The sequence below is a fragment of the Halopenitus persicus genome (genome assembly GCF_002355635.1).
GTDB classification, from domain to species: Archaea; Halobacteriota; Halobacteria; order Halobacteriales; family Haloferacaceae; genus Halopenitus; species Halopenitus persicus_A.
In genome coordinates, this window is record NZ_AP017558.1 from 1,059,604 (window position 1) to 1,085,915 (window position 26,312).

At 66.7% G+C, this 26,312-nt stretch carries 23 protein-coding genes and 1 tRNA gene; 12 read left to right on the plus strand and 12 right to left on the minus strand.

Annotated features, from left to right (window positions below):
- Nucleotides 1-27: 27 nt before the first annotated feature.
- The 4 genes from thiD to CPZ00_RS05120 all read right to left on the minus strand — a co-directional run bounded on the left by thiD (nucleotide 28) and on the right by CPZ00_RS05120 (nucleotide 4,454).
- The gene (gene thiD, locus CPZ00_RS05105) at nucleotides 28-909 is read right to left on the minus strand and encodes a bifunctional hydroxymethylpyrimidine kinase/phosphomethylpyrimidine kinase (protein ID WP_096389928.1); all 882 of its coding nucleotides are present in this window, start codon (nucleotides 907-909) and stop codon (nucleotides 28-30) included.
- A 92-nt stretch (nucleotides 910-1,001) separates the two neighbouring features.
- Nucleotides 1,002-1,637, minus strand: a complete 636-nt coding sequence (locus CPZ00_RS05110) for a DsbA family oxidoreductase (RefSeq protein WP_096389929.1) — start codon at nucleotides 1,635-1,637, stop codon at nucleotides 1,002-1,004.
- Nucleotides 1,638-1,728: 91 nt separating this feature from the next.
- On the minus strand, nucleotides 1,729-2,841 hold the full coding sequence (locus CPZ00_RS05115; protein ID WP_096389930.1) for a pyridoxal-phosphate-dependent aminotransferase family protein: 1,113 nt from the start codon (nucleotides 2,839-2,841) through the stop codon (nucleotides 1,729-1,731).
- 83 nt (nucleotides 2,842-2,924) lie between these two features.
- Nucleotides 2,925-4,454: a heme-binding protein gene (locus tag CPZ00_RS05120; protein WP_096389931.1), complete on the minus strand. Its 1,530-nt coding sequence runs from the start codon at nucleotides 4,452-4,454 to the stop codon at nucleotides 2,925-2,927.
- Between the two features lie 163 nt (nucleotides 4,455-4,617).
- On the opposite strand from CPZ00_RS05120, the gene cmk reads away from it, so the two are divergent.
- The 3 genes from cmk to CPZ00_RS05135 all read left to right on the plus strand — a co-directional run bounded on the left by cmk (nucleotide 4,618) and on the right by CPZ00_RS05135 (nucleotide 6,447).
- A complete protein-coding gene (gene cmk / locus CPZ00_RS05125; RefSeq protein ID WP_096389932.1) occupies nucleotides 4,618-5,196 on the plus strand; it encodes a (d)CMP kinase in 579 nt (192 codons plus the stop codon).
- A gap of 31 nt (nucleotides 5,197-5,227) precedes the next feature.
- Complete coding sequence (locus CPZ00_RS05130; RefSeq protein WP_096389933.1) at nucleotides 5,228-6,304, plus strand: RNA-guided pseudouridylation complex pseudouridine synthase subunit Cbf5; 1,077 nt, start codon at nucleotides 5,228-5,230, stop codon at nucleotides 6,302-6,304.
- Between the two features lie 72 nt (nucleotides 6,305-6,376).
- Nucleotides 6,377-6,447 (plus strand) — tRNA-Pro (locus CPZ00_RS05135).
- A gap of 184 nt (nucleotides 6,448-6,631) precedes the next feature.
- Here CPZ00_RS05135 and CPZ00_RS05140 read toward each other — a convergent pair.
- Entirely contained in the window at nucleotides 6,632-7,624 is a 993-nt protein-coding gene (locus tag CPZ00_RS05140) for a sensor histidine kinase (protein WP_233255140.1), read from the minus strand.
- A 390-nt stretch (nucleotides 7,625-8,014) separates the two neighbouring features.
- Between CPZ00_RS05140 and CPZ00_RS05145 the strand changes: the two genes are divergently transcribed.
- Complete coding sequence (locus tag CPZ00_RS05145; protein WP_096389935.1) at nucleotides 8,015-9,292, plus strand: RNA-guided endonuclease InsQ/TnpB family protein; 1,278 nt, start codon at nucleotides 8,015-8,017, stop codon at nucleotides 9,290-9,292.
- An 11-nt stretch (nucleotides 9,293-9,303) separates the two neighbouring features.
- Here the strand turns inward: CPZ00_RS05145 and CPZ00_RS05150 are convergent, their stop codons facing one another.
- The gene (locus CPZ00_RS05150; protein ID WP_199243395.1) at nucleotides 9,304-9,666 is read right to left on the minus strand and encodes a hypothetical protein; all 363 of its coding nucleotides are present in this window, start codon (nucleotides 9,664-9,666) and stop codon (nucleotides 9,304-9,306) included.
- Nucleotides 9,667-9,995: 329 nt separating this feature from the next.
- Here CPZ00_RS05150 and CPZ00_RS05155 point away from each other — a divergent pair, with 329 nt between their 5' ends.
- Nucleotides 9,996-10,454 carry a GNAT family N-acetyltransferase gene (locus CPZ00_RS05155; protein ID WP_157744182.1) on the plus strand — a complete coding sequence of 153 codons (459 nt, stop codon included), beginning with the start codon at nucleotides 9,996-9,998 and terminating at the stop codon, nucleotides 10,452-10,454.
- Between the two features lie 686 nt (nucleotides 10,455-11,140).
- Nucleotides 11,141-13,849, plus strand: coding sequence for a polyphosphate kinase 1 (gene ppk1, locus CPZ00_RS05165; RefSeq protein ID WP_096389939.1), 2,709 nt, complete (start codon nucleotides 11,141-11,143; stop codon nucleotides 13,847-13,849).
- A 110-nt stretch (nucleotides 13,850-13,959) separates the two neighbouring features.
- Here the strand turns inward: ppk1 and CPZ00_RS05170 are convergent, their stop codons facing one another.
- Nucleotides 13,960-14,640, minus strand: coding sequence for a metallophosphoesterase family protein (locus tag CPZ00_RS05170; protein WP_096389940.1), 681 nt, complete (start codon nucleotides 14,638-14,640; stop codon nucleotides 13,960-13,962).
- Between the two features lie 195 nt (nucleotides 14,641-14,835).
- Between CPZ00_RS05170 and CPZ00_RS15565 the strand changes: the two genes are divergently transcribed.
- From CPZ00_RS15565 to CPZ00_RS05180, 3 genes are all read left to right on the plus strand, one after another.
- Nucleotides 14,836-14,985 carry a hypothetical protein gene (locus CPZ00_RS15565; protein WP_172861784.1) on the plus strand — a complete coding sequence of 50 codons (150 nt, stop codon included), beginning with the start codon at nucleotides 14,836-14,838 and terminating at the stop codon, nucleotides 14,983-14,985.
- A 165-nt stretch (nucleotides 14,986-15,150) separates the two neighbouring features.
- Nucleotides 15,151-17,499 (plus strand): PAS domain S-box protein, encoded by a 2,349-nt coding sequence (locus CPZ00_RS16075; protein WP_157744183.1) that lies wholly within the window; start codon nucleotides 15,151-15,153, stop codon nucleotides 17,497-17,499.
- 67 nt (nucleotides 17,500-17,566) lie between these two features.
- A complete protein-coding gene (locus CPZ00_RS05180) occupies nucleotides 17,567-18,322 on the plus strand; it encodes a DUF2391 domain-containing protein (protein ID WP_096389942.1) in 756 nt (251 codons plus the stop codon).
- Between the two features lie 35 nt (nucleotides 18,323-18,357).
- Here CPZ00_RS05180 and ilvD read toward each other — a convergent pair whose 3' ends face one another.
- The 4 genes from ilvD to CPZ00_RS05200 all read right to left on the minus strand — a co-directional run bounded on the left by ilvD (nucleotide 18,358) and on the right by CPZ00_RS05200 (nucleotide 21,818).
- Entirely contained in the window at nucleotides 18,358-20,148 is a 1,791-nt protein-coding gene (gene ilvD / locus CPZ00_RS05185) for a dihydroxy-acid dehydratase (protein WP_096389943.1), read from the minus strand.
- A gap of 170 nt (nucleotides 20,149-20,318) precedes the next feature.
- Nucleotides 20,319-20,996: a phosphoribosylformylglycinamidine synthase I gene (gene purQ / locus CPZ00_RS05190; RefSeq protein ID WP_096389944.1), complete on the minus strand. Its 678-nt coding sequence runs from the start codon at nucleotides 20,994-20,996 to the stop codon at nucleotides 20,319-20,321.
- On the minus strand, nucleotides 20,993-21,244 hold the full coding sequence (gene purS, locus CPZ00_RS05195; RefSeq protein WP_096389945.1) for a phosphoribosylformylglycinamidine synthase subunit PurS: 252 nt from the start codon (nucleotides 21,242-21,244) through the stop codon (nucleotides 20,993-20,995). Before purS ends, purQ begins: the two co-directional genes overlap by 4 nt.
- A 199-nt stretch (nucleotides 21,245-21,443) precedes the next feature.
- Nucleotides 21,444-21,818 (minus strand): 30S ribosomal protein S8e, encoded by a 375-nt coding sequence (locus CPZ00_RS05200; protein ID WP_096389946.1) that lies wholly within the window; start codon nucleotides 21,816-21,818, stop codon nucleotides 21,444-21,446.
- A 100-nt stretch (nucleotides 21,819-21,918) separates the two neighbouring features.
- Between CPZ00_RS05200 and CPZ00_RS05205 the strand changes: the two genes are divergently transcribed.
- Both CPZ00_RS05205 and CPZ00_RS05210 read left to right on the plus strand, forming a co-directional pair.
- Nucleotides 21,919-22,500, plus strand: a complete 582-nt coding sequence (locus CPZ00_RS05205) for a DUF2240 family protein (RefSeq protein ID WP_096389947.1) — start codon at nucleotides 21,919-21,921, stop codon at nucleotides 22,498-22,500.
- Nucleotides 22,500-22,991: a hypothetical protein gene (locus tag CPZ00_RS05210; RefSeq protein ID WP_096389948.1), complete on the plus strand. Its 492-nt coding sequence runs from the start codon at nucleotides 22,500-22,502 to the stop codon at nucleotides 22,989-22,991. The genes CPZ00_RS05205 and CPZ00_RS05210 overlap by 1 nt, the downstream gene beginning before the upstream one ends.
- Before the next feature lie 6 nt (nucleotides 22,992-22,997).
- Here the strand turns inward: CPZ00_RS05210 and CPZ00_RS15295 are convergent, their stop codons facing one another.
- Nucleotides 22,998-23,711, minus strand: a complete 714-nt coding sequence (locus CPZ00_RS15295) for a MogA/MoaB family molybdenum cofactor biosynthesis protein (protein WP_157744184.1) — start codon at nucleotides 23,709-23,711, stop codon at nucleotides 22,998-23,000.
- Nucleotides 23,712-23,864: 153 nt separating this feature from the next.
- On the opposite strand from CPZ00_RS15295, the gene CPZ00_RS05215 reads away from it, so the two are divergent.
- Nucleotides 23,865-26,048 (plus strand): PAS domain S-box protein, encoded by a 2,184-nt coding sequence (locus CPZ00_RS05215; RefSeq protein WP_172861786.1) that lies wholly within the window; start codon nucleotides 23,865-23,867, stop codon nucleotides 26,046-26,048.
- The last annotated feature ends 264 nt before the right edge of the window (nucleotides 26,049-26,312 follow it).

The window sequence follows — 26,312 nt, forward strand, 5'->3', positions numbered from 1 at the left end:
GCCGAGCGGTCGCTTAGGACGTCTCGGTCACCGGTCCAGTTGCGTCGGGTTCACCGCGCCCGGGCCGTCGCCGACGTCGTAGGCGGCGCGAACCGCGTCGCTCAGCCCCCGCGCGGCCGCCTCGACCGCAGCCTCGAGGGATTCACCGCGTGCGAGCCGCGCGGCGATCGCGCTCGAGAGGGTGCACCCGGAGCCGTGGGTCGCGGCGGTGTCGATCCGAGGGGAGACGATGCGGGTCGGCTTCGCGTCGTCGGCGGCGAGGAACACGTCCACGACGGACTCGCCGGGCGTGGGTCCGGCGTCGAGATGCCCGCCGGTGACCAGCGCCGCGTCGGCGCCCGTCTCGAGGAGATCGCGCGCGGCGGCGGCAGCCGAGTCGACGTCGACGACGTCGCGGTCGGTCAGGACCGACGCCTCGTCCGCGTTCGGGGTGACGAGCGTCGCCGCGGCGATGAGGTCCGCGTAGGCGTCCTCGGCGGCCGGCGGAAGCAGCCGGTCGCCGCTCTCGGCGATCAGTACCGGATCGACGACGACGGGGCCGTCGAATCCCGAGGTGGCGCTCGTCGCCGTTCCCGCCGCCATGTCCGGCCTGCCAAGGCGATCCGTCACGGCTTCGACGGTGTCCGCGGTCGCGAGCATCCCCGTCTTGACCGCGCGGACGTCGAAGTCCTCGAGGACGGCCGCGTACTGGCGTTCGACGTGTGCGGCCGGAAGCGGGGAGACGTCGATCACGCCGCGGGTGTGCTGGGCGGTCGTCGCCGTGACCACGGACGTGCCGAAGACGTCGTGAGCGGTCATCGTCTTCAGGTCGGCCTGGATCCCGGCCCCGCCGCCGCTGTCGCTGCCCGCGATGGTGAGCGCCACCGGCGGCCGAGCCGAGTCCGCAGTCGCGTCGTCGGAATCGGTCATACCACCCGATATTCAGTAGTGGTATTAGAAAGTAATCATCAACAGAGGCACCTCCACCGACGCCAAGACGTCGGAACGACGCCAAGGGCCGCCTACGCCGACGCGTCGGGGGCCTCGATGAGCCGTTCGAGGTGCTCCGGCGGAACCGCGCCGCGGGCGGCGTGGTCGCCGTAGATCCAGGTCGGCACTCCGGAGACGCCGAACTCGCGGGCGTCGTCAAAGGCGTCCGCGAGCCGGTCGTGCCACTCTCCGTCGTCGGTCGCGGCCGACCGGACGGCGTCGGGGTCGAGACCGGCGTCGCCGCCGACGTCGGCGATCACGTCGGGGTCGCCGATGTCCCGGCCGTCGCGCCAGAGGGCGTCGAACAGCGCCTCGTCGAACGTGCGCCACGTCTCGGGCGCGGTTTCGCGGACGTACAGGGAGGCCTGTTGGGTCGGCCAGGAGTCGACGTCCCGCCGGAGCGTCTGGGCCATCTCGGCGTCGTATCGCTCCTGCAGCTTGCGAACGTTCGCCTCGGCCTGCTCGTAGTAGTCGTCGTCCTTGCCGTCCTCGACGTCCGTCCGGAGCTCTCCATCAGGGCCGCGCTCGTGACCCCGGAGGTCGAACGGGCGCCACTCGAGCGCGACCGGCGACCCGCGATCGTCCTCGTAGCGCTCGAGGGCGACGCGGCCGAGATAACAGAACGGGCAGACGTAGTCGGAGTACACGACGAGCGGTTGGTGGGTCATACCCCACGTTGGGCGGCTGCGGGCAAAAGGGCGGCGGCACGGGAGGCGGTCGGACGGCTCGCGCACGTGGATCGGGTCGGCCGTCGCGTCGCTACAGCCCGGCGACGTCCTCGATGGCGTCGGTCAGGGTTCGGATGCTCTCGACCGTGTGTTCGCCCATATGGCCGATCCGGAACGTCCGCTCGCCCAGGGTCGAGCCGTAGCCGTTCGAGAAGACCATGTCGTACTCCGCGGAGACGGTCTCGATCGTCGCGGCGACGTCGACGTCCCGCGTGTTCTCGATGCAGCTCACCGTCTGCGACTCGTACCCCTCCTCAGGGAAGAGATCGAAGTGCTCGCGGGCCCACTCGCGAGTGTATTCGGCCATCTCGCGGTGGCGCTGATCACGCTCGTGGTGACCCTCCTCGAGCATGTGCTTCATCTGTGTGCGGTACGCGAGCATGATCGGGATCGCGGGCGTGGAGTGGGTCTGCCCCTTGCGGTCGTAGTAATCGAGCGATCGCTGGAAGCCGCCGTACCAGGAGGCCGACTCGGAGGCGACCTCCCGGTCGTAGGCGTCGTCGCTGACCACGCAAACCGCCAGTCCGGGGGGCATCGCGAAGGCCTTCTGGACCGACGTAAAGAGCACGTCGATGCCGTGCTCGTCGATGTCGACGAAATCCCCGCCGAGCGCGGAGACGGCGTCGACGACGAACAACGTGTCCGGGTACTCGGCGAGGACGTCGCCGATCTCCTCGACGGGGTTGCGGACGCCGGTCGAGCTCTCGTTCATCACGCAGGTGACGGCGTCGTAGTCGGCGTCGGGCTCCTCGAGAGCCGCCCGGACGTCCTCCGGTTTGACGGCCCGTCCCCACTCGTACTCGAGGGTGTCGACGTCCTTGCCGATCCGTTCGGCGACGTTGGCCTGGCGCTCGCTGAAGCTCCCGCAGGTCGTCACGAGGACGTCCTCGTCGACGAGGTTGCAGATCGCGCTCTCCATGAACTCGGTGCCGGAGGCGGTGAGCACGATGACGTCGTTATCGGTTCCGAGGAAGGTCTTGGTGTCCTCGACGATCGTGGTGTAGAGGTCGGTCATTCGGTCCATCCGGTGGCCGAACATCGGCTCGGCCATCGCCTCGAGGACGTCCTCCCGGACCTCGGTGGGGCCGGGGATGTACAGCGTCTTGTCCGCGTAGTCGCCGGTGTACTCGCGTTTCTCGGTCATAGGCAGGGGCTGGTACCGGTCCGTTGCCGGCAAGGTGGGATGGGTGTTTCGATACCGTCACCGCTGGCCGGCCGACGAGGCCGTCACGCCAGGAAGACGTGCCGCGGTCGGTCCGCGAGGACTTCCCGGCCCCACTTGACGGTCTCCGTGAACTCCTCCGACCGGAAGAACGCCATCGCGTCCTCCTTCGCGCGCCACTGGCTGGCGATGAACATGTCGTTCTCGTCCTCGACGTTGGCCATCAGATCCGTCTCGAGGTGGCCGTCCATCCCGTCGAGCAGCCCGGCGACGTCGTCGAAGGTGTCGACGAAGTCCTCCCGGTGGTCGGGCACCACGGTGTAGAACATCCCCATCGTCCCGAAGCCGGACTCCTCGCCCGCACGGGCGACGATTCCCGGCAGCTCAGAGAGGAAGCCGGCCGCGGTCTCGGCGGCCGACGCGGTCTCCCAGATGGAGACGACCGCGGCGCGGTCGGTCGCGTGTCCCTCGTAGACCGCCGTCTTCACGTGGGTGTCGTAGTGGTCGAAGTTGCCGCGCAGCCCCTCGACCTCCCCGAAGAGCTCGTCGACGTCGGCCTCGCTGTACAGGACCGTCGCAAAGACGTCCTCGCCGTGGGGCTGACCGGCGTAGACGTCGAGGTCCTCGAGTTCGCCGCGGATCGAATCGGAATCGACGTCATCGGAGGCATCGGCGTCGTCGTGACGGTGTTCATCGGCGTCGTCGTGGTGACCGTCGCCGTCCCCGCTTCCGTGGTGACCGTCGTCGTCGCCACCGTGGTGGTGGCCGCCCGAACCACCGTGATGGTGGCCGTCGCCGTCACCACCGTACTCGCTCGTCGGGACCTTCGCGCCGTCGAGGTACGCGCCGAGGTCCGTGGGCGGGAAGCGCCGCCCCACGAGGAAGTCGCCGAACTCGCCGTACCGAGAGGAGGCGGGATCGAAGCGCATCTCGTAGACGATGTCCTTGAGGTCCGTGGGGTCGGCGCCGAAGAGGGTGACGCCCCACTCGTGGTCGTCGAAGCCGACCGAGGAGGCGATCACCTGCTTGATGCGGCCGGCGTACTCCCGGCCGACCTCGCCGTGGCCCGCCATCAGATCGGCGCGGTCCTCGAAGGAGAGGTCGTACCAGTTGTATTCCTCGCCGCGGCGCTTGCTCATCGGATAGAAGGAGACGTACTCGTCGTCGGGGATCTCGGGCTTGAGCTTCCCCTCGATGTAGCGACGGAGCCCCTCGTCGATCTCCTCCTCGTTCCCCTCGAAGTAGTCGTCGGAGACGTAGCCCGAGACCTCGGTGACGGTGACGTAGGAGGTCTCACGCTCCGTGAATCCCGCGAAGGCGGTGTCCTCGAAGCGGCGTTCGATCGCCGAGAGGTCGTCCAGTTCGGGCCGGAAATGGAGGAACAGCAGATCGCCCTTGTGTCCGAGGATCGAGAAGACCGCCGAGTCGCCCGCCTCGGCGTCGGCGAGCGACTCGCGGGCCGACAGAAAGCGGTTTCCCTCCTCGATCGCCCGTTCGCGTTCGCGTTCGGGTGCCGCCCGCCAGGCGTCCCAGTCGATCGACCGGACGTCGTGGAGGGCGAACCATCCTTCGTCGGTTTGTGGCGCCTCGACCATACCCGGGATTCGTGCGCCGGGACTTAGGGGTTTGCGAGTCGTCGCGGCGACCGCCGGTGGAGCCCGGCCCTACTGAAGTCCGGCGTCGGCTCTACCCGAAACCCGGAGGTCGGACCCGCCTGGAAACGACAATCGTTTGTAAGCCGCTCCAGTGAGTGGGGATATGTTACTGACCGTCTCCGGCCCGCCGGGAAGCGGGAAGAGTACCACGGCCGTCGGACTCGCGGAGGCGCTCGACCTCGAGCACGTCAGCGGCGGCGACATCTTCCGGGAGATGGCCGCCGAGAACGACATGACGCCGGTCGAGTTCAACGAACACGCCGAGACCGACGACCGGATCGACCGCGACCTCGACCGCCGCCTCCGTGAGATCGCGACGACGCGGGACGACGTCGTCCTCGAGTCCCGGCTGGCCGGCTGGCTGGCCGGCGACCACGCCGACGTCCGGATCTGGCTCGACGCCCCCCTCGACGTCCGCGCGGCCCGGATCGCCGACCGCGAGGGGAAGGACGTCGACCGGGCCCGCGAGGAGACGCGCCGGCGCGAGGAGAGCGAGGCGAAACGCTACCGGGAGTACTACGACATCGACATCGAGGACCTCTCGATCTACGACGTCGTCTACAATACCGCACGGTGGGGCCCGGACGCGGTCCGCGAGTCGATCGTCGCGACCGTGGAGGCCTACGAGCCCGCGCTCGACGAGGGCAAACACCCCGTCGAGGGCGTCCGATACGACTTTTAAGCGATCGCGACCGAAGGAACACGAGCACGAAATGGTCGACCACACCGACGCCGAGGACGCCGACGCTCACGATGGCGGCAGCGATGCTGCAGCCGGAGGCACCGCCGGAGCCGATTCCGAAGCCACATCCGGCCCCGACTCCGCGTCCCCGGCGGACCGCCTCCGGCCGGCCCCCACGGACCGGTCGCCGGCGGAGCTGCTGCGGTTCGGCGCGGTCAACCTGGACAAGCCGGCCGGCCCCTCCTCCCACCAGGTGTCCGCGTGGGTGCGGGACGGGATCAACGACGCCCTCGAGGACCTCGACCCGGACGGACCGGCCATCGACGGCGTCGCTCACTCCGGGACGCTCGACCCGAAGGTGACGGGCTGTCTCCCGACGCTCACCGGGACCGCCACGCGCGCGGCCCAGGTGTTTCTCGAGGGGCACAAGGAGTACGTCGCCGAGCTGGAGCTGCACGCGGCCGCGCCGTCGGACCTCGAAGCCGTCATCGCCGAGTTCGAGGGGGAGATCTACCAGAAACCCCCGCGAAAGAGCGCCGTGAGTCGGCGGCTCCGAACGCGGACGATCCACGATCTGGACGTCCTCGAGGTCGAGGACCGCCACGCGCTCCTCCGGGTTCGGTGTGAGTCGGGGACCTACGTCCGCAAGCTGTGTCACGATCTCGGGCTCGCGCTGGGCACGGGCGGCCACATGGGCGCGTTGCGCCGCACCGCGACCGACCCCTTCGACGACGCCGACCTCCACACGCTGCAGGATCTGTGGGACGCGCTGGCGTGGGCCCGCGAGGGCGACGCGGCGTTCCTCCGTGAGGTCGTTCGGCCCGCCGAGGAGGCCCTCGAACACCTGCCCGCGATCACGATCGCCCCCTCGGCGGCCGCGACCGTCGCGACCGGCGCGCCCGTCTACGCGCCCGGCGTGATCGACGTCGACGTCGGCACCGGCCCGGCCGCCGAGGTCGCCGCGGCGGGCACCGTCCCCGACGGCGCGGACGCGCCGCTCGTCGCCTGCTACCTACCGAACGGGAGCGCGGTCTGTCTCGGTCGGCTCGTCGGCGATCCCGACGCCGAGTCGGGGACCGTCGCCGATCTCGAGCGCGTGCTGGTCTGAGGATCGGCGCGCCCGCCGGCAGCCGAAACGAAGCCCTTAATTAAGGCACACCCCTCGATTCGAACGCACCCTGGGACCATGGGGTAGTGGTATCCTATGCCGATGGGGTCGGTATGACCCGAGTTCGATTCTCGGTGGTCCCATCAGAAATTATCAGTTTCTAATTTCCGGATAGGTTCAAAACCAGCCGACGGCTCGGCGATCGGGGGTGTCCGATCGTGAGTTCTCGGTTGAGGGATTCCGGGCGGGAGATACGCCGCATCGGTTCCGGTGAGGGGTCCACAGTCATCGTCGGATCGGTGTAAGGAAACGGGCAACCCAGCCCAGCTACCGAGTAGCCGACGTATCAGAGAACAGCGAAAGGAAGGACGGCTCCGGAGGAAGCAGCACTCGAACGATCGCGCCCTGCGGCTCGTTTTCCGCGAACTCGACTCGTCCGCCGGACATCGTCGCCGTCCAGTACATGATCCACAAGCCGAGTCCCTCGGTGTGGGAAAGCGGCGTCTCTTCGGGAAGTTCGATCGGCTGCCAGTCCTCTTCCGACATCCCCGTCCCCGTATCCGCGACCTCGGTGATCACCGTCCCGTCGTCCCGCGTGTGGATGGAAACGATCACCGTGACGTCGGGCGTGTTATGTTCGATCGCGTTCACTATCGCTTCCTCGATCGCGAGCGAGAGCGCCGGATGTGCCCGTACTCGGCACGTCTCCGGAAGCTCCGTCCTGAGCGTTATTCCCGGGTGGTCCTCCCGGATCCGTGCAACGTGCGTTTGGACGTCTTCCACAAGGTCGAATTCGCGTCGGGTATCCGTTTCCCAGATCGACACGATCCGACGAGTCCGATCGGTCGCCTCGAGAAGGTCCTGCAGATGGCGGCGGATGAGACGCGCCGTCTCCGGGATGTCCTCGGTGCTGTCGACCGTTTCGAGATCCTCGAGATGCCCGAGTGCGATGGAGAGTTCGTTTCGAATGTTGTGGCGCAGCACACGTTGGTTGATCGTGAGCAGCTTGGAGAGTTCCTGTGCCTCTTTGAGACGTTCGTTGCCTTCAACGGCGTAGAGGCTGGTTCGTGTGCCGACCACCGCACCAAGGGTGCCGGCAAAGGAGACGAGAAAGGAGAACTCACGGACCGGGCCCCTGATGGCCCACGTCAACCAGACGGCGACTGCGAGGAGTATGAACGCGGCCGTCACGCCGACGCTGACTCCCAGGGCCCGCCATCGGCCGCCGAGGGAGACGTCTCGACGGGGGAGCGTGTAGGCGGTGAAAAACACGAGGGCGGAAAGGCTCCAGATGATGAACGATTCGAGGACGGTTTCCAACCCACGGCCCTCAAAGAGAGCGTGCTGCGTACCAAGGCTAAAACAGATGATCCCCAACGCATAGAAACCGGATCTCGGAGGGATGGTGGACGTCATAAATAGCGGAACCCGGTAGACGTGGATCGTTTTTCCGCACGATATGATAAAATCCCCGCACCACACGACGAGAAGGAGTTAGCAGCGATTCCGCATCAGCGGGACCGTCGAGACGCACGCTCCAGTTCCCGGTCGTTTCAGCGTAATGCAAGGTGGAGCCTCCGACCTCAAGGAGCGAGCGAGTAGGTCGGAGAGGAAACCGACACGGTACTACACCAACCACGTTCGATGGCTGGCTGACTCCCTACCGAACCGTTACTAATATAAAAACAACAGCTTACATCTGAAACACGGATGGAGGTACGTCGCACCGTCCCCGTCAAACTCGACGTGGCCGACAGCGACGCCGACCTCCTCCACGAAACCATCTCCGAGTTCCTGTGGGCTGCCAACTACGTCGTCGACCACGCGTGGCAAGGCGAGTACAAGACCACGAGCAAAGCCGAGCTCCAACGCGAAACCTACGACGATGTGCGTGCCGAGACGCGTCTCCAAGCGAATCTCGTCCAGAACGCTCGCAACAAGGCCGCCGACGCCGTACAGAGCATCGTCGCTCGGTGGAAGCAAGGCGACTACGCGGGGAAGCCGCACTTCTCCGCGCCGACGCTCGTCTACGACAAGCGGTGTGCGACGTTCAATGACGACCACGCGACTCTCTCGACCGTCGAAGGTCGTATCACTGCGGAGTACGTCCTTCCCGACGAGAGCCGCGAAACGCCCCACTCGGAGTACCTGTTCAACGACGACTACGAAGTGACTGGCGGGGAACTCCACTACCGCGACGGTGAGTTCTACCTTCACGTCCGAACAAAGGCGGACGTGGAGTTCGAGACTGCCGACGACGGCAACGACGGGCACAACACAGTCCTCGGCGTTGACCTCGGCATCGAAAACGTCGCCGTTGCCTCGACAGGTGCGTTCTGGAACGGGTCAGAGTTGAACCACTGGCACCGCGAGTTCGAGAAACGACGCGGCTCGCTTCAACAGCGTGGAACGCGGACAGCTCACGAAACCGTCCAGTCGGTTGGACGTACCGAGACGGGTCGCTACGACCACTTCTTACACACCGTCTCGAAAGAACTCGTCGCGGAAGCCGTCGAAAACGGCTGTAGCGTGATTGCCTTTGAGAACCTGACAGGGATTCGTGAGCGGATGCCGAACGTCAAGAAATTCCACGCATGGGCGTTCCGACGTTTGTTCGAGTACGTCGAATACAAAGCCGAGATGTTCGGTATCTCGGTCGAACAGGTGAGTCCTGCGTACACGAGCCAGCGGTGTTCTAAGTGCGGGACGACGCTCCGAGAGAACCGCCAGACGCAAGAACGATTCTGTTGTGTGAAGTGTGGCTACGAAGTGAACGCCGACTACAACGCGGCGAAGAATATTGGCCTGAAGTATCTCCGCTCGGCGCAAAAGTCGTCGGGCGGAGGCGTACCCGTAAACGTGCGCTTGAATCGCGGGACATTGAACGTGAATGGCGATTACGAGCCTTCCGCCGATGGCGGCCAGAACGGGAGTCCACGCGAAAGCCCCACCCTCAACGAAGCGAACGGCGAAGCCGTGAGCGAGTAGGGTGGGGTAGTTTACAGAAGCTCCCGACATGAATCCGTGAACGTAGCAAGCGGAACGTCCGCACCGGAGTCAACGCTCGCGAAGAGCCCCGTGAACCGCTCGTCCAGAAAGTGGAAGGTGGTGATCTCGTCGAACCGATGCATGGAGCAATGCAGTTCGCCCGCGGCAAACAGCTGTTCGAGGTACTCCCGGCCCATCCCCTGAATGACGAGTTCGTCGTGGATCTCCTCCGCGACGGTCTCCAACTTCGGCTCGACGTCATCGCGAACGTATATGGGATCGTACCCGTCCCGATCATACGTCGCAAGCACTCGGAGGGCACCGTCCGCTTCCTGACGGAGCTCATCGATCTCGTCTTGAGAAGTGATACCCATACCCACAGTATGTCGCCGGAGCGGTGTTCAATCCATCGCCGCTCGCGCTCCTCGCCGCTCGCGTCCCGGACACCGGCGAAGCGCCCGCGACGAGTCGTCCGCTGGACCGCTCGTCGAATCGTCCGCCGTGCTCGTGGATCACCCTCCCTGAACCATATTTATATTCCCTTTATTGTATATATACGTACGAATCAATCCTTTTACGTGGCGAGGACGTGGGACGAATCGAGCGACCAATGTCGAAATCGGAATTTAATTCGGATATATACACATCGATCGATCAGTTTGAGAGCGGCAAAACGGTTCGATTCACCGATCGCCGCGATCGGTTGATACGGCTTCGCACGGTCGAGGGCGACCCGCCGGACGTCGACGCGCTCGTCGGGATGTACGCGGACTTCGAGGCGGACGACCGCGCCCAGGGGATCCCGCCGATCGGGACCGATCTGATACGCGGCTGGCTGACCGGGCTCGAGGGCATCCACGTGGTCGCCGACCACCGGGGCGAACCGGTCGGTCACGCGGTTCTCGTGCCGGTCGACGGGGAGACGCTCGAACTCGCGATCTTCGTCCACCCCGACTACCAGGGCGCCACGATCGGGACGCGAACCCTGGGCGAACTCCTCGACTGTGGCGCCGCGGCCGACGCGACCGCGGTCGAGTTGCACGTCGAACGGTCGAACGACGCGGCGATCGCGTTATACCGGAAGTACGGCTTCACCGCCGAGGAAACCCGGTCGATGGAACTTCGAATGCGTCGTCCGCTCGTCACGCCGCCGGTCGCGTGACCGGCTACGGCTCGGGGCGACTCGGTCCCGCTCGACTCCTTTCCTCCCTGACCCACTCACCTGCTCTCCGATCGACGCCCGCCTCTCTTGACCGGCCACGGGACTGACCGGTGCTCCGGTATTGCGTCGATTACCCATACGTCGCGGTATATATCTAACAATATACCTATTAAGCGGGTTATTTGTGCTGGCCGGGATATCCCTCCCGTATGCCACAGGAGATCGGCCCACTGCGTCCGATCTGTGGCTCCGTTCGTCCGATCGACGACGGGATGAGTTCCGGTTTCATCCGGCAAATATATCCCATAAATGATGGTTCCTTCGGCGCGAACGGCCGCGGTGGAATCAACGCCGCGGTTCGAACCCACCGGACGTCCGACGACGGCCTCCGGCGGGCCGTCCCGGCTGCCGGAACCGCTCGTCGACGGGCGGACGGTCGACGCGGATCGGCGGATGGATCCCGGCCGGGTTCCGGTCACGGACGGACGCCCCCCACCCGTTCACCGAGTCGTCCGGATTTTCCCACCGACCCCTCGGTCCGACGTGTGGAGCTGATCGTCGTTGTACGCCGGTCCGGGGTCGATATCGGTCGATACGGTCCGCCGGTGCCGATCGGCGGGTCCCCCCGAGGACGCGTCGGAGCGCGTGTCGGAGACGGACGTTCCCCCATCGAATCAGTCGAACATATGCATCACAGTACACAGCAGTCGAACGGCGAGTCGGCGACCGAAATCGATCTCACGGATCCCGACTACTATCTCAATCGGGAGCTCTCCGAACTCGCGTTTCAGGAGCGCGTGCTTCGGGAAGGACTGGACGAGCGGAATCCACCGCTCGAACGGCTTCGGTTTCTCGCGTTCTTCACGAAGAACACCGACGAGTTCTTCATGAAACGGGTCGGCGGACTCAAACAGCAGATCGACGCGAACGTCAGGACCACGACGCCGGACGGGCGAACGCCCGCCCAACAGTGGGAGGAGGTCCTCGAGGCTGCCCGCCCGCTGTTTCGAGAACAATCCGAGTACTGGCGGACGACGCTGAAACCGACGCTCGCCGAGTCGGGCATCGCGATCCGCGATCACGAGACGCTCCCGGCGGACGAGCGGGAGACGCTTCGGGACTACTTCGAGGAGTCCATCCTGCCGACGCTGACGCCGCTCGTGTTCGATCCGGCGCACCCGTTTCCGTTCATCTCGAACCGCTCGCTGTCCCTTGCGGTGCTGTCCGCGAGCGATGCCGACGAGCCGAGGTTCACCCGTATCAAGATCCCATCGAACCAACCACGACTGGTCGAGGTTCCGGGCGAGACACACCACTACGTCCTCATCGAGGACCTCATCGAGGCCAATCTCGATCTCCTCCTGCCGGGTCTCGACGTCCGTGACGTGTCGAAGTTCAAGGTCACGCGGAACGCGGAGGTGCGACGCAACGAGGAGGTCGCCGAGGACCTCATCGATCTGGTCGAGGAGGTGCTCGAACAACGCCGCTTTGCGACGGTCGTCCGGCTGGAGGTCGACGCCGACATGCCCGACGAATCGCTCGCGATTCTCACGGACCAACTGGACGTCGACGATCGAGAGGTGTTCCATCGACGAGGACCGATCGACTTCTCGGATTTCTTCTCGCTCACCGACTGCAACCGCTCGGACCTCAAACTCCCCGACTGGAAACCACGGCCCCACCCGCGGTTGGGACCGACGGCCACCGAATCACCGACTACGGAATCACCGACTACGGAATCGACGGCCACCGAATCACCGACTACGGAATCGACGGCCACCGAATCACCGACTACGGAATCACCGACTACGGAATCGACGGCCACCGAATCACCGACTACGGAATCACCGACTACGGAACCGACGGCCACCGAATCACGGGCCGCAACCGCGGACGTCTTCCGTGAGATCCGCAAGGGGGACGTTCTCGTCCATCATCCCTACCACTCATTCGAGGGGACGGTACAACGGTTCCTCGATGCGGCGGCACACGATCCGGACGTGCTTGCGGTGAAGGCGGCCATCTATCGAACCGCGAGCGACTCGAAGGTCATCCAGAGCCTGATCGACGCGGCGGACAACGGCAAACAGGTGGCCGTGATGGTCGAACTCAAAGCCCGGTTCGACGAACGGAACAACCTCGAGTGGGTGCGTCAGCTCGAGGAGGAGGGCATCCACGTCGCCTACGGGACCGTTGGGTTGAAAACGCACACCAAGACCGCGCTCGTGGTTCGGCGGGAGGACGACGGGGTCAAGCTGTACTCCCACGTCGGGACCGGAAACTACCACTCCGGAACCGCGAAGGGGTATTCCGACCTGGGGCTGTTGACCGCCGATCGTGACATCGGCCTCGATCTCACGAAGGTGTTCAACTTCTTCACCGGCCCGACGCTCGACGACCGCTTCCGGAAGCTCCTCATCGCCCCCGTGACGATGCGCGAGCGGTTCACCGAGATGGTGAGACGGGAAGCCGAACACGCTCGGTCCGGTCGTCGGGCACGCATCGTGGTGAAGGTGAACGGACTCGAGGACCCGTCGATGGTCGAGGAGCTCTATCGAGCCTCGAGGGCCGGCGTCGACATCGATCTGCTTGTCAGGGACATCTGTCGACTCCGGCCGGGCATCGAGGGAGTAAGCGAGAACATCACCGTCCATTCCATCGTCGGTCGGTTCCTCGAACACGCCCGGATCTTCTACTTCGAGAACGGCGGGACGCCGGAGTGGTATCTCGGATCGGCCGACTGGATGACGCGAAACCTCGACCACCGGGTCGAAGCCGTCACGCCCGTGGAGAACGAACGGCTCCGGCGGCAGCTCCGGTTCATACTGGAGGCCTCGCTGCGTGATAATCGTCGTCGGTGGGTGATGCAAAGCGACGGAAGCTACGAACGGACCACCCCGAGCGAGGAGGAGTCGGTTCGTGACATCCAGCACCTCTTGATGGACGCGACGGACGCCGCCCTCGATCACAACGCCGGGATGGGACTGCGGATCGAGACGGACGCGATCGACGAGGAGCTCCTCGTGACCGAGGACTCGGAGGCCGTCCAGCCCGTGAGCGATGCGGAATCCGAGACAGCGGAAGCCGAGACGGCGGAAGCCGAGACGGACACGGCGTTGGAGGTCCCCCACGGAACCGATCCCGATGGTTCCGACGACGGTCCGACGAATCCCGATGGTTCCGACGACGGTCCGACGAATCCCGATGGTTCCGACGACGATCGGACGCTCTCGGGAGACATCTCGGTGTTCGAGACGTATTCGGAGCGATGGTACCATCCCGATAGCGAGTCCTACGAGTGGGCGGTCAGAACGACCGATGGAAACCGACGATATTTCAAGACGCGGTCGGGTGCCCGCGATCGCCTTCGGTCGGAGTACGGAACGATCCGGTGAACCGCCTCGGGGTCAAGTGGGTCGAGACGCTCCGCGTCTCGTCATCACGGAAATCGAACGTTTCCGAACGACCCCGAGGCACTCGCCTTGCGTATCTGTAGACGGAGGCGTCAGATCGGGGAAACGACCTTCGAATCCGCCCGGGACCGGTGTGTTACTGCAGGATCCGTGGCAACGAAGTCATCGTGCCGGTACCGGTATGCGGTGAGCGTCCCGCCGTAGACGCAGCCGGTGTCGAGCCCGACGGCGAACTCCCGTTCCACCGGGGATTCGTGAACGGTGTGGCCGAAAAACACGCGGTGGGGACCGTCATAGTCGTCGTACCAGAACGGGCCATCGTATCCGTCACCGTTCGGCGCACGCATCGTCAATAGCTCCTCGACCGTGTGACTTTCGAGCGGCCGGGTCGGGTCGACGCCGCCGTGGACCACGAGCGCGTCGGCGAAGGAGATCACGACGGGAAGCGTCTCGAGGTACGCCCGATCCCCTTCCCGAAGCCACTGTGGGTCCGTGTCGCCACGCACGATCTTCTGCTCGTTGTTTCCCCGAACGCTGCGGAACCGCGGATCGTCGCGAACGACGTCGATGACGCCCGGACTGTCCGGTCCCTTTCGAACGAGGTCGCCGACGAACAGCACGAGGTCGTCCTCGCCCACCGCACAGTCCGCGAGGAGTCGGTCGAGGGTGTCTCGGCTCCCGTGGACGTCCCCGATGATGTAGACCTCATCGTGCGCCGATACGTCGATCCTGTCGTGGTGATCCTCGACTGCCTCGCTGAACTCGGGATGCATATGTGATGGTTCCAACCGGGGCCAGCCGCAGGCCGACCGTCGGGTCGACCGACGCCGAACACGGGTTAATCAGTTTATAATAGCCGACAACACCGCTATATATGTCTGCCGAGATGACGCATTCACAGATCACATTAAACAATAATAATCCGTTTGTACGGAAGTATTTACTATACCCGTCCGTTCGAACACCATATGCGGAATACACGTGAACACGTGTCGATCGAGTCACACACCGAATACACGATCTCCCGGTCGACGTGCTGGCGCTGTGGGGCCTCGATCCCGGAACACAGCGTGCGGAGCACGCTCTGTCCCGACTGCACCCGCCGTCACGTTGGGTGATCGGAGCGGGGTTGCGGTTCGTCGCCGCGACGCCGGACCCGACTCCGACCCGTCCGACTCCGACCCGTCCGATGCGAGTCCGTCGTGACGATTTCTGCTATCCAACCGACACGACGCCGGCCGATCGACGGGCGGACACGAAGCTATAGGTGTCGTCCGTGAGTAGTGACGACGACCATGGCCGACCGCCCCTACGAGTACCCGACGACGGACTCGTCCGAGGGAATACGAGTGCTCCACGTCGACGACGACCCCGACGTCGCCGAGCTGACGGCGGTCGCGCTGGAACGCGAGAACGACGCGTTCACGGTCGTCACCGAGACCGACGCGCACGCGGGGCTCGACCGGGTTCGGGAGGGCGCGATCGACTGTATCGTCTCGGATTACGACATGCCGGACCTGACCGGGCTGGCGCTCCTCGAGCACGTCCGGGAGATCGATCCGGACGTTCCGTTCGTCCTCTTTACCGCCAAGGGTTCCGAGGAGATCGCCAGCGAGGCGATCTCGGCCGGCGTCACGGATTACATCCAAAAAGGGCCGCGGATGGACGCGTACACGGTGCTCGCCAATCGGGTCGAGAACGCGGTCGATCAGTACCGATCCCGGCAGGCGCTCGCCGAGAGCCAGCGCCGGCTCTCGCGGTTCATCGACCAGTCGCCGCTGGGAACGATCGTCTACGACGAGACGTTCACGATCCGGCGGGTCAACGCGGCGGCGGAGGCGATCACGGGCTACGAGGCGGCCGACCTCGTCGGCGGGACCTGGCTCCCGATCGTTCCGTCCGAGATCCGCCGACACGTCGCCGAGGTCGAACGCCAGCTGCTTGCCGACAAGGGCGGCTATCACAGCGTCAACGAGATCGTGACGAAAGCCGGCGATCGGCGCCTCTGCTCGTGGCACAACCGGGTCGTCACCGACGCCGACGGGACCGTCATCACGATCGTCTCCCAGTTCGAGGACGTCACCGAACGGCGGCGCCAGCGACACGAGCTCGAGGAGACGAACGCGGTCCTCTCGACGCTGTTCGACACGCTGCCCGTCGGCGTGCTCGCCGAGGACGTCGACCGGACCGTGTTGGCGGCCAACGAACGGATCTTCGAGCTCCTCGAGATGCCCGGGTCGCCGGCGGAGGCGGCCGGCGCCGACTGCGAGGCGCTGGCGGCGACGGTCAGCGACCGGTTCGCCGATCCGGAGGCGTTCCGTACGGGGGTCGACCGCCGCATCGCGGACGGCGAGCCGGTCGAAGGGGAGGAGATCACGCTGGCCGACGGGCGGACGGTCGCCCGGAGCTACCGTCCGATCGAGCTGCCGGACGGTCGGGGCCACCTGTGGGTCTACCAGGACGTCACCGACCGGAAACGACACGAGCGCCGCCTCGAAACGCTCAGCGAGACGAGTCAGCGGTTGATGACCGCACGAACCCGGGAGGCGGTCGCCGGGATCGCCGTCGCCGCCGCGCGCGACGTCCTCGACCTCGAGGCCAACGCGGTCCATCTCCACGACCAGGACCGGGGCGGGCTGGTCCCGGTCGCCGCGACCGACGCCCTCCGGGAACTGGTCGGGGACCCGCCGACGTTCACCGAGGGGGAAAGCATCGCCTGGCGGGTCTACGAGACCGGCCGGGCGCTCTCGGTCGACGACGTTCGCGAGGACGCCGACGTCTACGATCCCGAGACCGACGTTCGCAGCGAGATGTACCTCCCGCTGGGAGAGTACGGAGTCCTCATCGCGGGCTCGGAGACCGTCGAGGCCTTCGAGGACCACGACCGGGTCCTCGGGGAGATCCTCGCCGGGAACGTCGCGACGGCGCTCGAACAGGTCGACCGGACCGAGACGCTTCGGGAGCACGAGCGCGAGCTCGTCGACAAGAACGAACGCCTCGAGGAGTTCACCAGCGTGGCCTCACACGACCTGCGGAATCCCCTCAACGTCGCGCAGGGGCGGCTCGAGCTCGCGATGACGGAGTGTGACAGCGAGCACCTCGGTGCGGTCGACCGGTCGCTGGCCCGAATGGAGACGCTGATCGAGGACCTGCTGACGCTCGCCCGCGAGGACGCCGACGTGGAACTCCAGCCGATCGATCTGTCGGCGGTCACGCGGCGGTGTTGGCAGACCGTCGAGACGACCGACGCGACGCTGACCGTCGAGACCGACCGCACGATTCGAGCCGACGAGGGACTCCTCCGACAGATCCTCGAGAACCTGCTGGCGAACTCGGTCGAACACGGCGGCGAGAACGTGCGGATCGAGATCGGCCAGCTGTCCGACGCCGGGGACGGCGCGCCGGACGGCTTCTACGTCGCCGACGACGGTCCCGGGATCCCCGAGGACGAACGGGAGCGGGTCTTCGAGTACGGCTTCTCGGGAACGAGCGACGGCACCGGATTCGGCCTCGCGATCGTCGAGAAGTATGCGAACGCCCACGGCTGGGACGTCCGAGCGACCGCGTCCGCGACCGGCGGCGCGCGGTTCGAGATCACCGGCGTCGAGTTCCTCGAGGAGTCCCCGGAGTGAGGGCACGCGGGGAAGCCACGGCGTAGTCCGCCCGTGGGTTTTTGCGCCGGGCCGCCGAGGGTCGCGTATGGCCGCCGACGGAGGGACCGACGAGGAGAGCTCGGATGCCGACCGGGATGGAGCAGGTGGCACCCCGGATGGAGCAGGTGGCACCCCGGATGGAGCAGGTGGCACCCGGAATGTCCCCGACGACGTCCGAAATGGACCGAACGACGACGAGGAGCATCCGGATATCGAGGACCTGCTCGACAGGCTCGACGATCTCTCGGACACCGTCGACGAGCCCCACGAGCGGCGGGAGGTCGAACGGACCATCTCGTTGGTTCGGCGGATGCCGGGCAGCACCGCCTTCACCGAGCACATTTATAAATACACGTCGCGGGACATGGCCGAGGCGCTCGTGGGGAGCGTCATCTTCGCGCTCCCGTTTCTCGTCGAGGACGGGGTCTTCGTCATCGCTCGGTGGTTCACGGCGGTCCGGGTCGGACCGATTCCGGTGGTTTTCCTCGCGCACGTCCTGTTCGTCCTCGGGCTGACCGGCGGACTGCTGTACTACGCCGACATCCGAGAGGTGCGAGTCACGCGGCCGGTGTTCGGGCTCGTTCCGCGTCGCTATCTCGGCGTCCTGCTCGTCTCCTTCGGGGGGTCGTTCGGCATGTTGGCCCTGTGGGGCCGGCTCGCGCTCGAGGACCCGACCCGGCTCGAGGCGTTCGCGCGGGTGTGCGTCGTCTGGGCGCCCGCCGCGCTGGGGGCGGCGCTCGGCGACATTCTGCCGGGCGAGAGCAAGGGCGAGGACATCAGCGAGCTGTTCGACGACGATTGACGCGACCGACGGGTCGCGACCGGCGGTGTCCCGGGTTACTCGTCGCGGTCGGAGGTGAGTCCGGGGTTCGTCACGGCACCGAGGGACGCGGAGGCGAAGTCGCGGTGGTACTTCGCGAGGACGCCGCCGGAGTAGGGCGGCTCCGGCGGTTCCCACTCCTCGCGGCGGCGGTCGAGCTCGTCGACGGAGAGGTCGACCGAGAGCTCACGCTCGGGGATGTCGACGGTCACCTCGTCGCCGTCCTCGATGAGGCCGATCGGGCCGCCCTGTGCCGCTTCGGGGGCGACGTGTCCGATCATCGGGCCGCGGGTGCCGCCCGAGAAGCGGCCGTCGGTCAGCAGCGCGACGTCGTCCTCGTGGCCCGCGCCGACCACGGCCGCGGTCACGCCGAGCATCTCGCGCATCCCGGGACCGCCGGTGGGGCCCTCGTTGCGGATGACGATGACGTCGCCGGAGTCGATCTCGCCGGTCTGGACGTACTCCATCGCGTCCTCCTCGGTCTCGAAGATCCGGGCGGGGCCCTGGTGGTAGAACTCGTCCTGGCCGGTCGCCTTCAGGACCGCACCCTCCGGCGCGAGGTTCCCCTGCAGGATCTTGATGGCGCCCTCGGGCTGTTTGGGCTCGTCGACGGTGTAGAGGAAGTCGGCGTCGATCGCGTCGTCGTCGGGGAGGTCGAGCCGGTCGAGCTCCTCCGCGATCGTCCGGCCCGTGACCGTCAGCTGGTCGCCGTGGAACAGGCCCGCCTCGAGCAGCCGGCGGATCACGACCGGCACGCCGCCGATCTCGTGGAGGTCGTTCATCACGCTCTGCCCGCCGGGCTGCATGTCCGCGATCTTCGGGGTGCGCCGGGAGATCTCGTCGAAGTCCTCGATGTCGAGGTCGACGCCGGCCTCGGCGGCCAGCGCGAGCAGGTGAAGCACGCCGTTCGTCGAGCCGCCGATCGCCGTCTGGAGCGCGATGGCGTTCTCGAAGGACTTCCGGGTCAGGATGTCCGAGGGTCGGCGGTCGTTCTCGATGCAGTCGAGAGCCAGATCGCCCGCGCGCTCGGCGACCGCGTAGCGCTCCTCGTCCTCGGCGGGCGCGGAGGCGGACCCAAGCGGCGCCAGTCCCAGCGCCTCCGAGAGGGAGGCCATCGTGTTGGCCGTGAACATCCCGCCGCAGGATCCCGCGCCCGGGCAGGCGTTCCGCTCCAGATCGTCGAGCTCGTCGGCGTCCATGTCGCCCTGCGCGTACGCGCCCACGCCCTCGAAGACCTGGACGATCGTGACGTCGCGACCGTCGTGCTGGCCGGGCATGATCGAGCCGCCGTACAGGAACACGGAGGGCAGATCGGTCCGGATCGCGGCCATCATCATCCCGGGGAGGTTCTTGTCGCAGCCGGCGACGGTCACCAGTCCGTCCATCCGCTCGCCGAAGGAGACGAGCTCGACCGAGTCCGCGATGATCTCACGGGAGATGAGGGAGGCCTTCATCCCCTCGGTCCCCATCGAGATGGCGTCGGAGATGGTGATCGTGCCGAACTCGATCGGCATCCCGCCGGTTGCGCCGATCCCGTCGACCGCCGCGTCGGCGACGTCGTCGAGGTGGACGTTACACGGCGTGATGTCCGCCGCGGGGTTTGCAACCCCCACGAGCGGGGAGGAGAGGTCGGTATCGTCGAAGCCCATCGCCCGGAACATCGACCGGTGGGGCGCCTTGTCGGCCCCCTCGGTCACGTCCCGGCTTCGGAGGTCCTCGTCCTTGCGTCCCGCGAACCGGTCGGCGTCGTCGCGGCGCTGCGTGTCGGCCTCGGCGGAGGACGGGTCCTCCCCCTGCTGTTGGCTCATACAATGAATCTAGCGGGGGGACGGGTTAAACCCTTGACGACGAACGCGTTCCCGTCGGGGTGAAGCGAAGGGGATCGGGGGGAGTAAAGCGAAGGGGATCGGGGGAAGTAAAGCGAAGGGGATCGGGGGGAGTAAAGCGAAGGGGATCGGGGAGGGGTCGATCGGACGCGCTAGGCGAACGCCCGCAGAACGCCCTGTCCGTCCGTGCTCGCGGCGACGTCCGGAAGGGTTGCACGCTCGGGATGGGGCATCAACACGGCGGTCGTCTCGCGATCGCCGAGGATCCCGGCGACGTTTCCGGTCGACCCGTTGGGGTTGGCGGCATCGGTGACGGCTCCGTCCGCGTCACAGTATCGGAAGAGGATCCGGTCGTCCGCCGCGAGGGCCTCGTGGGCGTCCGCGTCGATCTCGAAGCGCCCCTCGCCGTGGGCGATGGGAACCCGGATCACGTCGCCCTCCTCGTAGGCGGCGGTCCAGGGCGTGTCCGCGCGCTCGACGCGGAGGTGGACGGGCTCACACTGGAAGCGCGCGCTCTCGTTGGTGGTGAACGCACCCGCGACGAGCCCCGACTCCGCGCCGATCTGGGCGCCGTTGCAGACGCCGAGCACCGGCGTCCCGTCGGCCGCCGCCTCGCGAACCGCCTCCATCACGGGGGCGCGGGCGGCCATCGCGCCGGCGCGGAGGTAATCGCCGTAGGAGAACCCGCCGGGGATGACGATCCCGTCGGTCTCGGCGGGGAGGCCGTCCGCGTGCCACCGGCGCTCGGCGTCGATCCCGAGGTGTTCAAGCGCCCGGACGGCGTCCCGGTCGCAGTTCGACCCGCCGAACTGCAGGACGGTGACGGTCATCGGTCCGCGACCGTGACCTCGTAGTCGTGGATGGTCGGGTTCGCGAGCAGGCGCTCGGCCATCTCGCCGGCGCGCTCGGCGGCCGCGTCGGCGTCGTCGGCCTCCAGGTCGATCTCGAACCGGTCGGCCGACCGGAGGTCCTCGAGCTCGAACCCGAGCCGTTCGAGCGCCCGCTTCGTCGTCTCGGCCTCGGGGTCGAGCACGCCCCGCTTGAGCCGGACGGTGACGGTCGCAGTGTAGGCGGTCATCACCTGATACTGCGAAGTCGTGTGCAAAAACCGTTTTGGAACGGCTGTGATATTCACGTTCGTGGATAGCCCGGCGGATCGGCTGCAGCCTGGTGCGCCGGGAGGACGCCGGCGACACGGCTCACGAACCTGATGATCCGAAAAGCGTGGTTGTCCGGGTCGCCGCTGGTCGGGGCGCCGTTGGCCGGAGCGCGGGCGGTTACTCGTCGACGGCGACCGCGTTCACGAGGCCGGTCTGGCCCGGACGGGAGGTGACGCGGGCGCGACCCTCGGAGGTCTCGATGATGGCGCCCTTGGTGATGATGTTCCGGCGGACGTAGTTCACGTTCGCGGGGTTCTCGACGACGTTCTCGATCTCGGCCGAGACCGTCTCGCCGTCGACGGAGACCTGCGCGACGTTCGTCGAGAGGGCGCGGACCTTCTCGTCGGTGCCGCGCGCGTCGATGTACTGGAAGCGGGGCTCGCCGACGGTCGTCTCGGCGGCCTCCCGGCCGAGCTGGTGGCGCTTCTTGTCGTGTGCGGGTCGCAGTCGACCGCCCGTTCGCTTCCGCGTGGAGCGTCCCTGGTCCTTCATACGCCCAGGAACGCCGAGCGAATACTTGAACCGTTCGACTCGGGGCCGCGGAGCGCTCCGGTTCGGTAGCTTTACCGGCGTGGCTCGCTCCCGGCCGTGTATGAGCCTACGGACCGCCGTCGCGGCCCCGTTCCGCCAACAGGGACGGAACCGGCTCGGCGAGGGCGAGTTCGTCGTCGCCCTCTCGCTGGACCGGGACTGGTTCTCGCCCGACCAGGCCAAACGCCTCGTCGACGTCGCCGCCGGGCGCGGGCTGCTCGACCGGGAGGACGACGATCTGGTCCCCGCGTTCGACGTCGACGCCGTGGAGGTCCCGGAGGGATTTGTCCCCGACGAGTCGATCCTCCGGGAGCAGTCCACCTTCGAGCGTGCGCTCGAGGCGGCCGTCGACGCCGGCGTGGACAAACGAACCGCCGTCGCCGCGATCAACGAACGCCAGCGCGGCCTCGAGATCACGATCGAGGCCGCCGCGGTCCTGTACGCCAACGAGCAGGGCGTGGACGTCGGCCCCCTCGCCGCGGACGTCCGGGAGGACCTCCTGGCCGGGGATGGCGAGGACGGAGACGACGGGGACGGTGAGCGAGAGGATGGAGACGGCGGAGATGGAGATAGAGGGGATGGAGATAGAGACGGCGGAGACGGATCCCGCGACGGGACCCCGGCCGCGGAGGGGGTCGCCTGATGGTCGACGACCGGCTGCAGGACGGCGTCCGGATCGCACAGCTGCTCGCCTCGGAGGTCACCGGCGACGCGGGCCGCCTCCGCGACCTCCGGGTGACCGACGCCGACCCCGACGTGGAGCCGACCCTCGACGGCACGCTCGCCTACCGGATCGTCCGCGTGCCCGGAACGGAAACGGATGCAGACCCGGAGGCGGAGGCGGTTGCAGACGCGGAGGCGGATACGGTTGCAGACGCGGAGGCGGATACGGTTGCAGACGCGGAGGCGACCACCAACGATGCCGCGACGATCGCCGAGGCGTTCGTTCAGCCCGAGCGCGTCCGTCTCGAGTTCCGCGCCGGGGTCGACGCGGTCGCCGCGTCGGCCGAGGCGGCCGGCCTTCGCGTTCGCCCGAAGGCGGTCCGGCCGCCCCGGACGATCGTCTTTCTCGAGGACGGCGCCGCGGTCAAACGGGCGTTGCCCGCCCTCGCGGCCGCCATCGATGCGGACTAGGTGAAGTCAGGGACCCGACGAGTCGGCGTCCGTGGCTGGGTTCTCGTCGGTCCTCGCGGTCGTGCTCGAGTCCGGTGCATTGGCGTCCGCATCGTCCGCATCGGCGTCCGCATCGTCCGCATCGGCGTCCGCTTCGTCGTCATCTCGTCGCGCCAGTCCTGCCAGGTGGCCGATCTCGGGCAGGATCACGTCCTCGAGGCCGAGTCGGACCGCATCGGTCGATCCCGGCAGACAGAAGACCGGCGCGCCGTCGGCGATCCCGGCCGTCGCCCGCGACCCGATCGTCTTCGTTCCGACCTCCGCGAACGAGAGCCGGCGGAAGGTCTCCCCGAACCCCGGCAGGGACTTCTCGAAGAGCGGTCGGACCGCCTCGGGCGTGACGTCGTCCGGGGTGACTCCGGTTCCGCCGGTCGTGATGACGGCGTCGACGTCGCCCCGCCCGACGAGCCGATTGACCGTGCCCTGGACGCGGTCGAAGTCGTCCGGGACCAGTTCCCGAACCGTCACCTCGTGGCCGGCCTCCTCGAGGATCGACACGAGGCGATCGCCGGTCGCGTCCTCGTCCAGCGAGCGCGAACTCGAGATCGTGACGACCGAGATCTCGAGCTGATCGAGGTCGTGCTGGTGGTGATCGTCGTCATGGGAGTGGTCGTGCTGGTCGTCGTGGGAGTGGTCGTGCTGGTCGTCGTGGGAGTGGTGGTCGTGAGAGCCATCGGTCATATGCGGATGTTGGCCGGGAATACGGAAAACGTGCCGTTTCGAGAGCACGCAGCCAGCGCGTGGCGGCGTCAGGGACCGTCAGCCGCCACCGTCGAGCGGGATAGTCGGCCAATGAAAGGTTTCATAATCAGTCATTATCCATATGTCCGGATAATGGAATTGACAAGAGACCAATATCAGGAGATCGTGCGGACCCTCGCCGACGGGATCCTGATCGTGGACGAGTCGGGCGAGATTCTGTATGAAAGCCCGGCCGTGCAGCGTCTCACCGGATACGCGCCGGACGAGCGGACCGTCGAACACGTGTTCGAGCACGTGCATCCCGAGGACGAGCGGGCCGTCCGCGAGGCGTTCGCCGACGTCATCGAGTCCGAGGCGGAGACCGTCGTCACCGCCGAGTTTCGCTTCCGACACAGGAACGGGTCGTGGGTCTGGCTCGAGACGCGGGTGAGCACCCAGCGGGCGACGACGGCCGGCGGATACATCGTGCGTGTGAGCGACGTCACCGAGGCCAAGGCGCGCGAGGAGTATCTCGAACGGACCACGGCCCGCCTCGAGGCGCTCTTCGAGAACTCCCCCGACATGATCGACCTCCACACCAGCGACGGGACCATCGTCGACGTGAACCGGCAGTTCTGCGAGGCGTTCGACCAACCGAAGTCGGAGCTCGTCGGACGGAAGGTCTGGGAGATCGACCGGGAGATCGGACCGGACGGGCTGCGGGAGATCTGGGACGGGATGGACGTCGGCGACCGGACCGAGGTCGAAACGACGTTCGAGACCGGGGACGGGACGCGGTTCCCAGTGGAGGTGCACCTGACTCGCCTGCCGGCGAACGACGGCGACCGGTTCGTGGTCATCTCGCGGGACATCACCGAGCAAAAACAGCGGCTCCAGGAGATCCGGTCGCTCAAGAACCGGCTCGAGCTCGCCGTCGAGGGGGCGAACCTGGGCGTCTGGGACTGGAACATGCGGACCGACACGGTCGAGTTCAACGACCAGTGGGCCGAGATGCTCGGCTACGAGCTGGACGACCTCGAGTCACACCTCGACGCGTGGGAGACGCGCGTCCATCCCGACGACATCGCCGCGGTCACGGACGCACTCGAGGCGCATCGGCGAGGAGAAACGGACTACTACGACACCACGCACCGAATGCGAACCGCCGACGGCGGGTGGAAATGGATCCGGGACCTCGGCAGGATCGTCGAGCGGGACGCGGACGGTGACCCGGTTCGGGCGGTCGGGATCCACCTCGACATCGACGACTCCAAGCGTTACCAACGGGAGCTCGAGCGGAAGACCGAGGAGCTTGAGAACCTGACGACCCGGCTCGAGGACCAGTATCGGACGTTGTTCGAGGAGGCGCCCGTGATGGCGGTCGTCACGCGAACCGAGAACGGCCGGCCGGTCATCGAGGACTGCAACAACCAGTTCGCGGACACGCTGGGGATCGACCCGGACGCGCTCGTCGGAACCGAACTCGCGGACTTCTACACGGCCGATTCGGTAACGTCGCTGATCGAGGACGGCGGCTACGCGGACGCCCTGAACGGGGAGTTCACAACCGAGCCACGGGAGTTGGTCACCGCCGACGGGGAGGTCGTCGAAACGCGGTTGCGGGCGGTCCCGCGGCGGAACGCGGCCGGCGAGGTCGTCGGCACGCTGGCGATGTACATCGACGTGACCGAACGCGAGACGGTCAAGCGAGCCAACGAGCGCCTCGAGGAGTTCGCGAGCATCGTCTCACACGACCTGCGAAATCCGCTGAACGTCGCGACGGGCCATCTCCAACTGGCACGCGAGACCGGTGACGGTGCGGATCCGCACCTGGCGGCGGTCGAGCGCGCCCACGGCCGGATGGAGGCGCTCATCGAGGACCTGCTCACGCTGGCGCGGGAGGGCGAGGCCGTCGCCGAGACCGATGCGGTCGATCTCGCAGCCCTGGCCGGGGCCTGCTGGCAGACCGTCGAGACGGCCGACGCCACGCTGGTCATCGAGGGCGATCGTACCGTGGTGGCCGACGAGGGGCGGCTCAAACAGCTGTTCGAGAACCTGATGCGAAATTCAGTCGAGCACGGCGGCCCCGAGGTGACCGTGACGGTCGGCGGCCTCGAGGACGGGTTCTACGTCGAGGACGATGGACCGGGGATCCCCGATGCGGACCGCAGCGCGGTCTTCGAGGCGGGGTTTTCGACGAACGTCGGCGGAACCGGGTTCGGCCTGAGCATCGTCCAGCGGATCGCCGAGGCCCACGGCTGGAACGTCCGCGTGACCGAGTCCGAGGCGGGTGGCGCACGATTCGAGATCACCGGCGTCGAGCTCGCGTCCGGGTAGGTGAGTGGTGGCCGGGGGCGAAGTGGTTGGCGACTCCGCGTATTATCCGCCTCTGAAGGCCGGAATAGACCAGCCGGCGGGTTTTCACATTTATTGAAGTCACCAGTGGCGCGAACACGCTCACGGACTCAGCCGACGGTCCAAACGCTCCTCGAGGAGAACCGAAACCATCGAGAGGGCTACCTTTCAGTTCTCCTGTTGTATATAACATATAAACATCGACGCGCAACGAGTCGGACCGATTCGGTTATATGTCTGTTCCAG